Consider the following 13,622-nt stretch of genomic DNA (forward strand, 5'->3'; position numbering starts at 1 on the left):
GGGAGCCGCGGGGAAACCGTGATCGCGGGGGGCATGATGGCCGTATGACGATCGAACTGAGCCCGGACGAGCTGCTCACCACCACGCGCAGCGTGCGCAAGCGTCTCGACCTCACCCGCCCCGTCCCCCTGGAGCTCGTGCGCGAGTGCCTCGAGGTCGCGCTCCAGGCGCCCAGCGGCGGCAACCGGCAGGGGTGGCACTGGATGGTCGTGACCGATCCCGAGCTGCGCAAGGCGATCGGCGGCTACTACGAGCGCTCGCACCAGGCGTACTTCGAGTCCGGCTCCTCCGCGCGGGCGCTGTTCCAGGACGACCCGGTCCGGGCGGCGCAGCAGCGGCGGGTGGGCGACAGCTCGCTGTACCTGGCCGAGCACATGGGGGACGTGCCCGTGCTGGTGATCGGGTGCATCACGGTGTCGGGCGACGGGCTGCCCCAGGGGAACCAGGCCGGGCTGTGGGGGTCGGTGCTGCCCGCCGCGTGGAGCTACATGCTGGCCGCCCGCGCCCGCGGGCTGGGCACGGCGTGGACGACGCTGCACCTGGCGTACGAGAGCGAGATCGCCGAGCTGCTCGGCATCCCCGGCGACGTCCGCCAGGGCGTGCTCATCCCGACCGCCTACTTCCTCGGCGAGATGTTCGCCCCGGCGAAGCGGCAGCCGCTCGACGAAGTGCTTCACGTCGATCGCTGGTAGGCGCACAGTAGGAGGATCCGGGAGAAGGAGGCACTCGTGATCCTGCCGACGTCGCTGGTCGGGAGCTACCCGCAGCCGGAGTGGCTGATCGACCGGGCCAGGCTCGCCGGGCGGTTCCCGCCGCGGGTACGGGCCAGGGAGCTGTGGCGGATCCCGCCCGAGCACCTGGCCCAGGCCCAGGACGACGCCACCGAGCTGGCGATCAGGGCCCAGGAACGCGCCGGGCTCGACATCCTCACCGACGGCGAGATGCGCCGCGAGAGCTACTCCAACCACTTCGCCACCGCCCTGGAGGGCGTCGACCTCGACAACCCGGGCACGGCGCTCGACCGCAGCGGCCACCCGAACCCGGTCCCGCGCATCGTCGGCCCGATCCGCCGCCCGGCCCCCGTCCAGGTGGGCGACCTGCGGTTCCTGCGCGCGCGCACCGATCGCCCGGTCAAGATGACGGTGCCGGGGCCGTTCACCATGAGCCAGCAGGCGCAGAACGACCACTACCCGGACGCCGAGGCCGCCGCGATGGACTACGCGGTGGCGGTCAACGCCGAGATCCGCGACCTGTTCGCCGCCGGGGCCGACATCGTGCAGATCGACGAGCCGTACATGCAGGCCAGGCCCGAGGCCGCGCGCGCCTACGGGCTGGCCGCGCTCAACGCCGCGCTCGACGGCGTCACCGGCACGACGGCGGTGCACATCTGCTTCGGGTACGCCGCCATCATCCACGAGCGGCCGGAGGCGTACTCGTTCCTGCCCGAGCTGGCCGGATGCCCGGTGCGGCAGGTGTCGATCGAGACCGCGCAGTCGGGGCTGGACCTCGGCGTGCTGTCCGACCTCAAGGACAAGACGGTCATCCTCGGGGTGATCGACCTGTCCACGCCGGAGGTCGAGCCGGTCGAGGTGGTGGCCGGGCGGGTGCGCAGGGCGTTCGGCCACGTGCCGCCCGATCGGATCGTCATCGCGACCGACTGCGGGATGAAATATCTGCCGCGCGAGTCGGCCGAGGGCAAGATGCGGGCGATGGCCGAAGCCGCCCGCCTGTTGCGTCACGAAATATCGGCATAAATCGGGGGTTGCCAATTAGGATCATGGCTCCACCCATCCGACCAAGGAGCCGACAGTGCCCGAGAGCGAGCAGGAGCGCGCGCCTCGCGGGATCGACACCGGCAAGCCCAGTGTCTCCCGCGTCTATGACTACATGCTCGGCGGCAAGGACAATTACGAGATCGACCGCCAGGTGGCGGCGGCCGCTCTCAAGGTCGCGCCCGACGCGCCCGAGGCGGCCATGGCCAACCGGGAGTTCCTGCGGCGCACGGTCCACTTCCTGGCGGCCGAGGCGGGCATCCGCCAGTTCCTGGACATCGGCTCCGGCCTGCCGACGCAGGGCAACGTCCACGAGATCGCCCAGGCGGTGGCGCCGCAGTCACGGGTGGTCTACGTGGACCACGACCCGATCGTGCTCGTCCACGGCCGCGCCCTGCTCGCCGTGGACGCCAGCACCACGATCGTCGAGGCCGACGCCCGCGAGCCGGGGAAGATCCTCGACGACCCGAAGACGCGCTCGCTGATCGACTTCAGCGAGCCGGTCGGGCTGCTGATGTTCGGGATCCTGCACCACCTTGGCGACGACGAGGACCCGGCCGGCGTCGCGGCCGCGCTCATCGGGCCGCTCGCCCCGGGCAGCCACGTGGTGATCTCGCACTTCCACAACCCGGGCGAGGAACACCCCGAGGTGTCGAAGCAGGCGTACGAGGCGGAGCGGATCTTCAACGACCACCTCGGCACCGGCCGGTGGCGCACCCGCGAGGAGATCCTCGCCTACTTCGACGGTCTCGAACTGCTGGAGCCCGGCCTGGTGCCGCTGCCCGAGTGGCGCCCGGGCCCCGACGACCGCGCCACGCCGGGCATCACGTACCACACCTTCGTCGGAGGCGTCGCCCGCAAACCCTAGCTAGGCGGGCAGCTTGCCGGTGGCGACCACGTCGCGGTACCAGTGGGCGCTGTCCTTCCAGGTGCGCTCGAGCGTGTCCGGGTCCACCCGCACGATGCCGAACCGCTTGGCGTACCCGTGCGCCCACTCGAAGTTGTCCATCAGCGACCACACGAAGTATCCACGTACGTCGGCCCCCGCCGAGATCGCCTCGGCCACGGCGGACAGGTGACGGTGCAGGTAGTCGACGCGCCGCTCGTCCCGGATCCGCCCGTCGGGGTCGACGACGTCGGCGAAGGCTGCGCCGTTCTCGGTGATCATCGTGGGCATGGACGGGTAGTCGCGGTGCAGCCGCAGCAGCAGCTCGGTCAGGCCGGTCTCGTCGATGTTCCAGCCCATCTCGGTGTACGGGCCAGGCTGGGGGACGAACTCGACGTCGTCGCAGGCGATCCACGGCGACGCGGCCCCGTCCTGGTGCCCGTCGGCGGTCGCCCGCTCGGAGGATCCGTCCCACTGGCGGACCAGCGTCGGGTTGTAGTAGTTGACCCCGAGCACGTCCAGCGGCTGACATGCGGTGGCCTCGTCGCCGTCGCGCACGAACGACCAGTCGGTCACGGCGGCGGTGTCGGCGATGAGGTCGCGCGGGTAGGCGCCCTCCAGCATGGGGCCGAGGAAGGCCCGGTTGGCCAGCGCGTCCGCGCGGCGTACGGCGTCGGCGTCCTGGTCGGACACGCCGCGCACGTGGTGCAGGTTGAGCGTGACCGACATCTGGGCGGCCGGGTCGACGACCGCGCGCAGCGCCTGGACGGCCAGGCCGTGGCCGAGGTTGAGGTGGTGGACGGCGGCCAGGGCCGCGGCGGGCTCGGTCCTGGCGGGGGCGTGCACGCCGGAGGCGTAGCCGAGGTAGGCCGAGCACCACGGCTCGTTCAGGGTGATCCAGGTGCGGACGCGGTCGCCGAGCGTGCGGCCCATGAGGTCGGCGTACTCGGCGAAGCGGTGGGCGGTGTCGCGGTTCGGCCAGCCGCCCGCGTCCTCCAGCTCCTGCGGCAGGTCCCAGTGGTAGAGGGTGGCGACGGGGGCGATGCCGCGGGCGAGCAGCCCGTCCACCAGCCGCGAGTAGAAGTCCAGGCCCGGCTGGTTGGCCCGGCCGCCCGGCTGCACGCGCGGCCAGGAGATCGAGAACCGGTACGCGCCCACGCCCAGGCCGGTGAGGATGTCCAGATCCTCCTCCAGCCGGTGGTAGTGGTCGCAGGCCACGTCACCGGTGTCGCCGCCCGTCACCAGTCCCGGGGTGTGGGAGAAGGTGTCCCAGATCGACGGGCCGCGGCCGTCCTCGTTCCAGGCGCCCTCGACCTGGTAGGCGGCGGTGGCGGTGCCCCACAGGAAGTTCTCGGGGAAGGTGGTCATGCTGCTCCTCACAGGGTGATCTCGATCGCGTCGGTGCCGGGCTCCGCGGTGACCCGCGGGCCGTCCGAAGTCTGGGGTCCGCCGTGGAGCCGCAGGCTCCAGCGGGCGGGCGCGCCCGCCACGCGCCGGGCTCTGACGCGGTCGCCCGTGCGGGAGACCTCGAACACGGCGCCGGCGCCGCCGTCGGGGGAGGGCACGGTGACGGTGCGGCGGGCGCCGTCGGCCGGCCGGTAGACGTTCAGGGTGACGCCGTCGGCGTAGTCGTAGTCGGGCCGGTCCTCGCGGGCGCCGGTCGCCAGCACCGCGCCGGGCCGCACGAGCAGCGGCAGGCTGTCGAACCCGTGCCGTTCGGTACGCCACCCTGGGCCGCTGACGGTCTCGCGGTCCAGCAGCCGGGTCCAGGTTCCCTCCGGGACGTAGTACGAAATGTCGCCATCGGCGGACAAGACGGGCGCCACCAGCAGGTCGGGCCCGAGCATGTACTGGGCGTCCAGATGCTCGCAGCCCCGGTCCCCGGGGAACTCCAGCTGCATGGCCCGCATCATCGGCAGCCCCTCGGCCGCGGCCTCGACGGCGACGCCGTACAGGTAGGGCATCAGCCGCGCCTTCAGCCGCGTGAACGAGCGCAGCACGTCGACCGACTCCTCGTCGAACAGCCACGGCACCCGGTACGAGCTGCTGCCGTGCAGCCGGCTGTGCGACGACAGCAGCCCGAACGCCACCCACCGCTTGAACACGGCAGGATCGGGCCGCCCCTCGAACCCGCCGATGTCGTGGCTCCAGAACCCGAACCCGGCCAGCCCCAGCGACAGCCCGCCGCGCAGCGACTCGACCATCGCCTCGAACGTCGACTCGCAGTCGCCGCCCCAGTGCACCGGCAGCCGCTGCCCGCCCACCGTGGCCGACCGGGCGAACTGCACGGGCGCGCCCCGCTCGGCCAGCACCCGGTGCACGGTCTCGTTGTAGAGCAGCGTGTAGTAGTTGTGCATGCGCTCGGGGTCGGCGCCGTCGGTGTAGGCGACGTCGGTCGGGATGCGCTCGCCGAAGTCGGTCTTGAACGCGTCCACCCCCATGTCGAGCAGCCCGCGCAGCTTGCCCGCGTACCACTCCCGGGCGGCCGGGGAGGTGAAGTCCACCAGCGCCCGGCCCGCCTGCCAGTGGTCATCCTGCCAGACGGTCCCGTCCGGCCGGCGCAGCAGGTGACCGGCGGCGGCCCCCTCGTCGAACAGCGCCGACGCCTGCCCGATGTACGGGTTGATCCACAGGCAGACCCGCAGCCCCCGCTCCTTGAGCCGCCGGATCATGCCCTCGGGGTCGGGGAACACCTCCGGGTCCCACTCGAAGTCGCACCACCGGTAGCGCCGCATCCAGAAGCAGTCGAAGTGGAACACGCTCAGCGGCAGGTCCCGCGCGGCCATCCCGTCCACGAACGAGGCCACCGTCGCCTCGTCGTAGTCGGTGGTGAACGACGTGGACAGCCACGGCCCGAACGACCAGGCGGGCGGCAGCGCCGGGCGGCCGGTCAGCGCCGTGTAGCGGCGCAGGATGTCCTTGGGCGTGGGCCCGTGAATGACGAGGTACTCCAGGTCGTGGCCCTCGGCGCTGAACTGGACCCGCGACACCGACTCCGAGCCCACCTCGAACGACACCCGGCCGGGATGGTTGACGAACACGCCGTAGCCGCGGTTGGTGAGGTAGAAGGGGATGTTCTTGTAGGCCAGGTCGCTGCTGGTGCCGCCGTCCTCGTTCCAGATGTCGACGGACTGCCCGTTGCGCACCAGGGGGCCGAAGCGCTCGCCCAGCCCGTACACGAGCTCCCCGGCGCCGAGGCCGAGCTGCTCGACCATGAAGTGCCGGTCGCCGGGGTCGCGCATGACGCCCAGGCTTCTGCCGGAGCTGCGGGTCAGCTCGCGCCCGCCGGCGCTGAAGGTCATCTCCCACGGGGCGTCCCTGCGCACCCGTACGGTGAGCGCGCCGCTGGTCAGGCTCGCCTGCTCGGCGTCCACGGCGAGGTTGACGTCCGGGGCGTCGTCGCGCACCTCGAAGACCGGGGAGCCGGGGACGGATCCGGCGAAGTGCACCGTACGGACGCGGATCACGTCCGGCATCGGGGACGACAGGTCTACTCGCAGCACCGGCCCGTCGATCGTGTATCCCCGGTGCGTGATGGGCCTGGCCGGGGCCAGGATCCGCAGCGTGCGGGCGTCGGCGGTCACGTCGTGCGCCGCCGTGGCGTAGTCGGCCCGCACCCCGGGACGCAGCCGCCAGTAGCCGTCCTTGAACTTCATTCGACTCCTTGAACGAGGGCCGCGACGGCCTGGGGAGCCAGCATGATCTGGCCGTCCACGGCCGATCCGGTCAGCAGGTCGGTGGCCGGGTGGGGGAGCGGCACGCGTGCCGTCTCCGAGCCGTGGTTGAGCAGGAACAGCACGTCGCCGCGGCGCACCGCCTCGACCATGGGCGGCAGGACCGGCAGGACTCCCCGCACGCCCGCGTCGGCCAGCGCCCGCGCGGCCAGCTCGCCGAGCGCGTCCGGCTCGGGCATCGTCGCCACGTACCAGGCGACCCCCTGCCCGGTCCGGTGCCGCAACAGCGCAGGCCCGCCCCCGTCGAACCCCTCGGTGAACTCGGCCACCGTCTCTGCCCCCTCCGCGGCGACCAGCTCGGTCCAGGCGTGCGCCGTGAACTCCGCCCCGGTGGCCCACCGGCACCGCACGGGCCCGTCCACGGGCCGCCACTCCTCGCCGGACGCGCCGAGCACCTCGCGCAGCGGCGCGGGGAACCGTCCGGTACGCACGTGTGCCCGCTCGTCCACGATCCCCGAGAACGGGCCCACGACCAGGACCCCGCCGCCGCGCACGTAGGCGGTCACGGCCGCGGCGTCCTCGTCGCGGAGCAGGAACAGGTTCGGAATCACGACGAGGGCGTAGCCGCGCAGGTCGGCCGACGGGGGCACCAGGTCCACGGTCACGCCGCGCTCCCAGAACGGCAGGTAGTAGCCGAAGAGCTGGTCGGTGGCGGTGAGGCGGTCGCTCGGCCGGCCGCGCTCCTCCAGCGCCCACCAGCTCGCCCAGTCGAACACCATCGCCACCCGCGCGGGCACCGGCTGCCCCGCCACGGACGCCAGCTCGCGCAACTCCCGGCCGTGCGCGCGGACCTCGGCGTGCAGGCGGGTGTCCGGTCCCGCGTGCGGGAGCATCGCGGAGTGGAAGCGCTCGGCGCCGAACCGGGAGGCCCGCCACTGGAAGTAGCACAGCCCGTCCGCGCCGCGGGCGAGCGCCTGCAGCGACTCCAGCCTGAGCCGGCCGGGTGGTTTGGGCGGGTTGTGCGGGCGCCAGTTGACCGCGCCGGCGGCCTGCTCCATCAGCAGCCATGGCCTGCCCTTGGCCAGGCCGCGCATGAGGTCGTGGGTGAGGGCCGTGCGGGCGGGTGCGAGCGGGTCTGAGGGGTCGGGGTAGTGGTCGTTGGAGACGATGTCCTCCTCCTCCGCCCACGACCAGTAGTCGACCGGCTTGAACAGGCCCATGAAGTTGGTGGTGACCGGGATGCCGGGGGTTCTGGCGCGCAGGAGGTCGCGTTCGGCGCGGAAGTGGGCGAGCAGCGCGTCGGAGCCGAAACGCCAGAAGTCGAGCTGCTGGGAGGGGTTGATGATGTAGGGGGCGCGGCGCGGGGTGAGGATCTCGGCCCAGTCGCTGTAGCGCTGGCTCCAGAACGTGGTGCCCCACGCCTCGTTGAGCGCGTCCAGGTCGCCGTAGCGCTCCCGCAGCCAGGCGCGGAACGCCTCGGCGGAGTCGTCGCAGTGGCAGACCTGGCCGTACTCGTTGCCCACGTGCCACAGCGCCAGGGCCGGGTGGCCCGCGTACCGGTCGGCCAGGTCGCTCACGATCGCCAGCGCCCGCTCCCGGTAGACGGGGGACGACGGGCAGAACTGGTTGCGCGAGCCGTACCAGAGGCGGTGCCCGGCCTCGTCGACCGGCAGGGTCTGCGGCCACCGGTGCCCCAGCCACGGGGGAGGCGAGGCGGTGGGGGTGGCCAGATCCACCGCGATCCCGGCCTCGCCCATGAGGTCGAGCACCCGGTCCAGCCAGGCGAAGTCCCGCTTGCCCGGCTCCGGCTCGATGCGCGCCCAGCTGAAGACGCCGACCGTGACGAGATTGACCCCGGCGGCCCGCATCAGCTCGGCGTCCTCGGCCCACACGTGCTCGGGCCACTGCTCGGGGTTGTAGTCGCCGCCGAACAGCAGGCCGCGCCCGGCGGTGAGCGTGTGCGTGCCCAGTCGTCCCGTCACGATCCGGTCCTTTCGCCTTCGCGGGGTGGTGCGGAGCTGTCGCCGACGACGAGGCGGCAGGGCAGCAGCCGCTGCGCGGGCGGCCCGTCGCCCTCCAGCCGGTCGATGAGCATGCGGGCGCCGAGGCCGCCCAGCTCGGCGCTCGGCGGCTCCAGCGTGGTGAGCCTGGGGTGGAACATCTCGGCGACCCGCGCCGACGACAGCACCAGCAACAGCGTCAGGTCCTCGGGGATCCGCCAGCCGCGCGCCGCCACGGCCGCGATCACCCCGACCGCCGCGTGGTCGTCCATCACCGCCAGCGCCGTCGTGTCGGGATGCGCGGCGACCAGCCGCTCGAACGCCTGCCCGCCCTCGTCGGCCGAGCCGGGCCGGAAGCCGTCGACGTAGCCGATCCCGGCCGCGCGGGCGGCCTCGGCGAACTCCGCCCCGGCCCGGATCGCGGGCCCGTACCGCGCCGCGTGCCGGTCGGCCGAGAGGTTGAAGAAGGCCAGCTTGCGGTGCCCGAGCCCGGCCACGTGCGCCACGGCGGCCGCGGCTGTGGCCGCGAAGTCGATGTCGGCGTAGTCGATCGGGCCCGGGTCGCGGGTCCGCCCGATCATGCTGAACGGCACGCCCGCCTCCAGGAGGAACTCCGTGCGCTCGTCGTCCAGCCCGACCTCCATCAGCAGCACGCCGTCCACCAGCCCCAGCCCCGTGATGTGGCGCAGCTCCTCGACCGGCTCGGCGTGCTCGGGGGAGAGCAGCAGGTGGTAGCCCAGTTCGCGGGCCGCCTCCGCGGCGCCGGTGGCGAACTGCATCTCGGTCAGCCCGAAACCGCTGCGCGGGGTGGGGTACAGCAGGGCCAGGATGCGGGTGCGCTTGCTCTGCAGACCGCGGGCCAGCAGGCTCGGGCGGTATCCCAGCTCGGCCGCCGCCTGCTCGATCCGCCGCCGGGTGTCCGCCGCCACGGGGCGGGTGCCGTTGAGCGCGGCGGACACGGTGCTCACCGCGACCCGCGCCCGCTCCGCCACGTCACGTATCGAAGACATGCCACTGCCGATCCGCTGGGGTCGAAACGTTTCGCACAACGTAGGACGCGGTTTGCGGGGCTGTCAATGGGGTGGAATCGGTCGTCCCAAATTACGGGCCCGCGCGCAGGGCGTCGCCCGCCTCCCGGCCGGGCCCGTAGCGGATCTTCGTGACGCCTGACGGCTCAGGGCGGGGGAGCCGTGGACCGGCGCTGGATCAGCTCGATCGGCCCGGCCAGCACCTCCGCCACCGTGTCGTCCGGCTTCAGGCCGGCCAGCAGGGTCACGCCGCGGCGGCCCAGCTCGCCCAGCGGCATGCGCACCGTCGTGAGCGCGGGATTGAGGTAGCTGGCCAGCTCCAGATCGTGCACGGCGACGATCGAGACGTCCCGCGGGATCTCCAGCCCGGCCGCGCGCACGCCTTCCATCGCCCCGATGGCCGAGGCCACGTTGGCGACGAACACCGCCGTCGGCCGCTCGGGGGCGGCCAGCAGCCGGGCCATCGCCGCCGCCCCGCCCGCCGGCGTGTAGTCGGCCGCCACGATCGGCCCTTCCGGCAGCCCCGCCTCGCGCATCGCCGCCGAGTAGCCCGCCGACCTGCGCGTGGCCGTGTCGGCGCGCGCCGGGCCCGCCAGGTGGGCGATGCGTCGGTGGCCCAGGCGTACGAGGTGCTCCACCGCCAGCGCGGCGGCCCGCGCGTCGTCGAGGATGACGTAGCGCTTGACGCTCCTGCTGCGGTTGTTGAGCATCAGCCACGGGATGGCGGACCGGTCGAGCTGCGCGATGAGCCCCGACTCGTCGCCGGTCCCGGCCAGCAGCAGGCCGTCGATGCGGCCCTGCCCGATCCGGTCCATGTAGTCGCCCAGCGCCGCGCCCGACGCGCTGCCGGTGACCAGCACGTAGCCCTGCGAGGCCGCCTCCGCCTCCGCGCCCTTGATGATCTCCGCGTAGACCGGGTTGGCGAAGTCGGGGATGAACAGCCCGAACATGTGCGCCCGTGACGTGCGCAGGCTCCGCGCGGCGACGTTGGGCCGGTAGCCGAGCTCCTCGATCGCCGCCAGCACCCGCTCGCGCGTCTCCGGCCGGATGTTGAGCGTGGGGTCCTTGTTGACGACGCGGGAGACGACCGCCCGGTCGACCTTGGCGACGGCGGCGACGTCGGCCAGCGTGACCCGGGAACGCTTCATGACGACGATCCTCCCCTGTCCGCCGGGCGGCAGCGCACGCTCTCGCCGGTGTCCATCGAGCGGTAGAGCGCGTCGATCAGGCGCAGCGTGCCGAGGTTGTCGGCGCCGGAGGTCTCCGGCTCGCCGCCCTCCGCGACGGCCCGCAGCAGCGAGCCCATCGGCCCGGCCACCGCGTCCGGCAGCCACCGCCCGGTCACCGGGTACGGCAGCCAGCCGTCCGTCGGCAGTGCCCGGCTGTGCACGGCCAGGGTGTCGGGGCGGCCGTGCGGGTAGTCGTACAGCAGGCCGAGCGTGCCCTTGATCGCGCCTTGCGTGCCGTCGAGGCGGAAGGACGCCTCCTGGTCGCCGGCGCGGTTCTCGTGCGTGACGTGCACCAGCGCCCGCAGGTCGCCCGGGTACACCAGCGTGCTCATCGTGCGCGTCTCGCCCTTGGCGAGCTGGCCCGGCGTGCGGCTGCCGGTGCAGAAGACCAGCTCGGGGTCGCCCAGGATGGAGCGGATCGCGTCCAGGTAGTGGATGGAGTGGTAGACGATCTCCAGCCGGTCGGTGGTGACCAGCCAGTCCCAGGCGCTCCAGTCGGTGAGGATGTTCACGGTGAACGTCATCGCCGTCGGCTCGCCGATCCAGCCCGCGCGCACCATGGCCCGGGCGGCGGCGATGCCCTCGTCGAAGCGGAGCTGCTGGTTGACCGCGACCTTCAGGCCGCTGGCCGCCGCCAGATCGACGATGCCCCGGCCGGTCGCCACGTCGGGCGCGAACGGCTTCTGGCACATCAGGTGCTTGCCCGCCGCCAGCGCCGCCCGCGCGATGCCGGGCTGCGCGCCGGGCGCGACGGCGATGTCCACCACGGCCACGCGCTCGTCGGCCAGCAGCTCCTCCAGCGAGCCGTACGTCCTGGGCACCCCGTGCCGCCGGGCCACCTCGGCGGCGCGATCGGCGTCGAGGTCGTACAGGCCGGTCACCTCCAGCCCGGCCCGCCGGTAGGCGGGCAGGTGGGCCACGTCCACGATGGCCCCGGCGCCGACGACGGCGACGGGCAGGCGGTGCGCGGCCGGGATGGACAGGTCGGCCGCGGCGGAGATGGGCGCGAACACGTCGATCACGCGGCGGCCTCCCGGGCGAGCAGGCCGGGGATGTGGCGGCGGGTCATGGCGCCTCCTGGAGGCCGTAGAAGCGGGTGGCGGTGTCGCCGAGTACGGCCGCGCGGACGGCGGGCGGGAGCCCCGACAGCAGGACGTTCGTCTCCCGCCACACCTTCGCGTAGTCGCCGGCGAGCAGCGCCACCGGCCAGTCGCTGCCGAACATCAGCCGCTCGGGGCCGAACGCCTCCAGCGCGTGCTCCACGTAGGGCCGCAGGTCCCCGGCCGTCCACGTGGCGGTGTCGGCCGCCGTGTTCAGGCCGGACACCTTGGCGTACACGCCCGGGCACTCGGCCGCGCGGGCGAGCAGGGACGCCCACGGCTCCCAGCCCTTCTCCTCGATCGGCGGCTTGGCCAGGTGGTCGATCACCATCCGCAGCCCGGGCACCCGCTCGGCCAGCACCGGCACGTGCTCCAGGTGCCGCGGCAGCACCGCCACCACGTCGAACGGCAGCCCGGCCGCGGCCAGCAGCCCGAGCCCCTCGATCACCGGGTCCTGGAGCACCCAGTCGGGGTCGGGTTCGTCGTGGATGAGATGCCGCACCCCCGCGAACCTGGGATGCCGCCGGTACCGCTCCAGCGCTTCGGCCGCCTCGCCGGGCCGGTGCAGCGGCACCCAGCCCACCACCGCGCCGATGAAGTCGTGCGCGTCGGCCTGCGCGAGCATGGCGTCGGTGTCGGCGTAGGAGTCCATCGACTGCACCAGCACCGTGCGGCCGACCCCGGCCGCCGCGAGCTGGGGGATGAGCTCCGCCGGCTCGAACGTGCGGTGGATCGGCCCGTGCTCGGGCGTCAGCCACGGGTACGAGCCCGTCTCCAGGTTCCAGAAGTGCTGGTGGGCGTCGACGACGGTCATCCAGCCTCCTCACGTGATCAATCGTTTGAGCGTGCACATATTAGGGGTTATCCGGCGGTTGTACGAGCTCCAAGGTGATGTCGTCGGGGTCGAGGAAGTAGCAGGCGTAGCCGCCCCGGTTGACCCCCGCGGTGATCGCCTCGGGCGGGTTGACGAAGCGCACCCCGGCCGCCGCCAGCCGGGCGTGCTCGGCCGGGGCGTCCTCGACGGTGAGCGCCAGGTGCGCGGCGCCCGGCAGGTGGCGGGCCGGGTCGCGCGGGGCGCCCCTCGGCCGTACGTACTCGACCAGCTCCAGGTCGTGCGTGGAGACGCCGCGGGGCTGGCCGGGCACGGCGAGCTGGGCCACGCGCAGCACGGCGTCGGGGTAGCCGACGAGCCGGCGGGTGTAGTCGTTGTCCTGCTCCTGCCGGTGCACCAGCGCGAACCCGAGCAGGTCGCGGTAGAACTCCACGGACCTGTCGAGGTCGGAGACCGTGAAGGAGAAGTGCCAGACGCCTCTCATCGCAGCGCCTCCTGTCTGAGGGTCGGTCGCGGTTTCGGCTCGCGCACGCGGCGCACCTGTCTCTGCCTGCCCGCCACGGTGTAGCTGGCGGCGGCCACCACCACGACCGTTCCCACGATGACGCCCTGGTAGTTGGCGCCCAAGGTTGACCACGTTGAAGCCGTTGTCCAGGGTGAACAGGATCAGCGCCCCCACCACGGACTTCAGCACGCTGCCCAGGCCGCCGAACAGCGAGGTGCCACCGAGGATGGCCGCCGCGATCCCGTCGGGTTGATGGCCGGCAGCTTGGCGGCGAACAGCACGCCGACGAAGCCGGAGCCGAGCGCGATCGCCGTCGTGGCGGGCAGGCCGAGCGGGGCGACCAGGCTGAGCACGGTCGCGGCCGAGAACGCGGCCACCGAGGCGACCGACAGGTCGAAGTTCCCGCTGATCAGGACCACCGTGGTGAAGACGGCGAGGATCGCGATGAGGGAGGACTGGTCGAGGACGTTGACGGCGTTCGTCGGCGACAGGTAGGACGGGCGGCCCAGCTGGGCGGTCAGCAGCGTCAGGACGGCGACGATCAGCACGAGCGCGTAGCCGACGCCCGCGTTGCCCGGCCTGAGGGCCCGCCGCCC

The 13,622-nt window shown here is 73.1% G+C and carries 13 protein-coding genes; 3 read left to right on the forward strand and 10 right to left on the reverse strand.

The window, feature by feature from the left end; all coding sequences use genetic code 11:
* The first annotated feature begins 44 nt into the window (after nucleotides 1–44).
* From ABZX61_RS36525 to ABZX61_RS36535, 3 genes are read left to right on the forward strand one after another with little or no spacing between them, the layout of a single operon-like run.
* Nucleotides 45–692 carry a nitroreductase family protein gene (locus ABZX61_RS36525; RefSeq protein WP_355200720.1) on the forward strand — a complete coding sequence of 216 codons (648 nt, stop codon included), beginning with the start codon at nucleotides 45–47 and terminating at the stop codon, nucleotides 690–692.
* A 36-nt stretch (nucleotides 693–728) separates the two neighbouring features.
* Entirely contained in the window at nucleotides 729–1,754 is a 1,026-nt protein-coding gene (locus ABZX61_RS36530; RefSeq protein WP_355200722.1) for a hypothetical protein, read from the forward strand.
* Nucleotides 1,755–1,809: 55 nt separating this feature from the next.
* On the forward strand, nucleotides 1,810–2,640 hold the full coding sequence (locus ABZX61_RS36535; protein WP_350735210.1) for an SAM-dependent methyltransferase: 831 nt from the start codon (nucleotides 1,810–1,812) through the stop codon (nucleotides 2,638–2,640).
* Here the strand turns inward: ABZX61_RS36535 and ABZX61_RS36540 are convergent, their stop codons facing one another.
* The 10 genes from ABZX61_RS36540 to ABZX61_RS36585 form a co-directional block, all read right to left on the reverse strand.
* Entirely contained in the window at nucleotides 2,641–4,026 is a 1,386-nt protein-coding gene (locus tag ABZX61_RS36540; protein WP_355200724.1) for a GH1 family beta-glucosidase, read from the reverse strand. It abuts the gene before it with no gap.
* An 8-nt stretch (nucleotides 4,027–4,034) separates the two neighbouring features.
* Nucleotides 4,035–6,314 (reverse strand): alpha-xylosidase, encoded by a 2,280-nt coding sequence (gene yicI, locus ABZX61_RS36545; protein ID WP_355200726.1) that lies wholly within the window; start codon nucleotides 6,312–6,314, stop codon nucleotides 4,035–4,037.
* On the reverse strand, nucleotides 6,311–8,314 hold the full coding sequence (locus ABZX61_RS36550; RefSeq protein WP_355200728.1) for a beta-galactosidase: 2,004 nt from the start codon (nucleotides 8,312–8,314) through the stop codon (nucleotides 6,311–6,313). The genes yicI and ABZX61_RS36550 overlap by 4 nt, the downstream gene beginning before the upstream one ends.
* Entirely contained in the window at nucleotides 8,311–9,342 is a 1,032-nt protein-coding gene (locus ABZX61_RS36555) for a LacI family DNA-binding transcriptional regulator (RefSeq protein WP_355200730.1), read from the reverse strand. Before ABZX61_RS36555 ends, ABZX61_RS36550 begins: the two co-directional genes overlap by 4 nt.
* 164 nt (nucleotides 9,343–9,506) lie before the next feature.
* Nucleotides 9,507–10,508 (reverse strand): LacI family DNA-binding transcriptional regulator, encoded by a 1,002-nt coding sequence (locus ABZX61_RS36560; RefSeq protein ID WP_355200732.1) that lies wholly within the window; start codon nucleotides 10,506–10,508, stop codon nucleotides 9,507–9,509.
* Complete coding sequence (locus ABZX61_RS36565) at nucleotides 10,505–11,611, reverse strand: Gfo/Idh/MocA family oxidoreductase (RefSeq protein WP_355200734.1); 1,107 nt, start codon at nucleotides 11,609–11,611, stop codon at nucleotides 10,505–10,507. Before ABZX61_RS36565 ends, ABZX61_RS36560 begins: the two co-directional genes overlap by 4 nt.
* A gap of 43 nt (nucleotides 11,612–11,654) precedes the next feature.
* Nucleotides 11,655–12,503 (reverse strand): amidohydrolase family protein, encoded by an 849-nt coding sequence (locus ABZX61_RS36570; protein WP_355200736.1) that lies wholly within the window; start codon nucleotides 12,501–12,503, stop codon nucleotides 11,655–11,657.
* Nucleotides 12,504–12,543: 40 nt separating this feature from the next.
* Nucleotides 12,544–13,005: a VOC family protein gene (locus ABZX61_RS36575; protein WP_355200738.1), complete on the reverse strand. Its 462-nt coding sequence runs from the start codon at nucleotides 13,003–13,005 to the stop codon at nucleotides 12,544–12,546.
* A complete protein-coding gene (locus ABZX61_RS36580; protein ID WP_355200740.1) occupies nucleotides 13,002–13,148 on the reverse strand; it encodes a hypothetical protein in 147 nt (48 codons plus the stop codon). Before ABZX61_RS36580 ends, ABZX61_RS36575 begins: the two co-directional genes overlap by 4 nt.
* Nucleotides 13,149–13,208: 60 nt before the next feature.
* On the reverse strand, nucleotides 13,209–13,574 hold the full coding sequence (locus ABZX61_RS36585; protein WP_355200742.1) for a hypothetical protein: 366 nt from the start codon (nucleotides 13,572–13,574) through the stop codon (nucleotides 13,209–13,211).
* Nucleotides 13,575–13,622 lie beyond the last annotated feature (48 nt).

The sequence above is a fragment of the Nonomuraea sp. NPDC003709 genome (genome assembly GCF_040610775.1).
Taxonomy (GTDB): domain Bacteria; phylum Actinomycetota; class Actinomycetes; order Streptosporangiales; family Streptosporangiaceae; genus Nonomuraea; species Nonomuraea angiospora_A.

What these genes read in the sequence shown, in the direction of transcription:
- ABZX61_RS36525 (WP_355200720.1), top strand. Translation starts at nt 45, where the DNA reads ATGACGATCGAACTGAGCCCGGACGAGCTGCTCACCACCACGCGCAGC.
- ABZX61_RS36540 (WP_355200724.1), bottom strand. Translation starts at nt 4,026, where the DNA reads ATGACCACCTTCCCCGAGAACTTCCTGTGGGGCACCGCCACCGCCGCC.
- yicI (WP_355200726.1), bottom strand. Translation starts at nt 6,314, where the DNA reads ATGAAGTTCAAGGACGGCTACTGGCGGCTGCGTCCCGGGGTGCGGGCC.
- ABZX61_RS36555 (WP_355200730.1), bottom strand. Translation starts at nt 9,342, where the DNA reads ATGTCTTCGATACGTGACGTGGCGGAGCGGGCGCGGGTCGCGGTGAGC.
- ABZX61_RS36560 (WP_355200732.1), bottom strand. Translation starts at nt 10,508, where the DNA reads ATGAAGCGTTCCCGGGTCACGCTGGCCGACGTCGCCGCCGTCGCCAAG.
- ABZX61_RS36570 (WP_355200736.1), bottom strand. Translation starts at nt 12,503, where the DNA reads ATGACCGTCGTCGACGCCCACCAGCACTTCTGGAACCTGGAGACGGGC.
- ABZX61_RS36575 (WP_355200738.1), bottom strand. Translation starts at nt 13,005, where the DNA reads ATGAGAGGCGTCTGGCACTTCTCCTTCACGGTCTCCGACCTCGACAGG.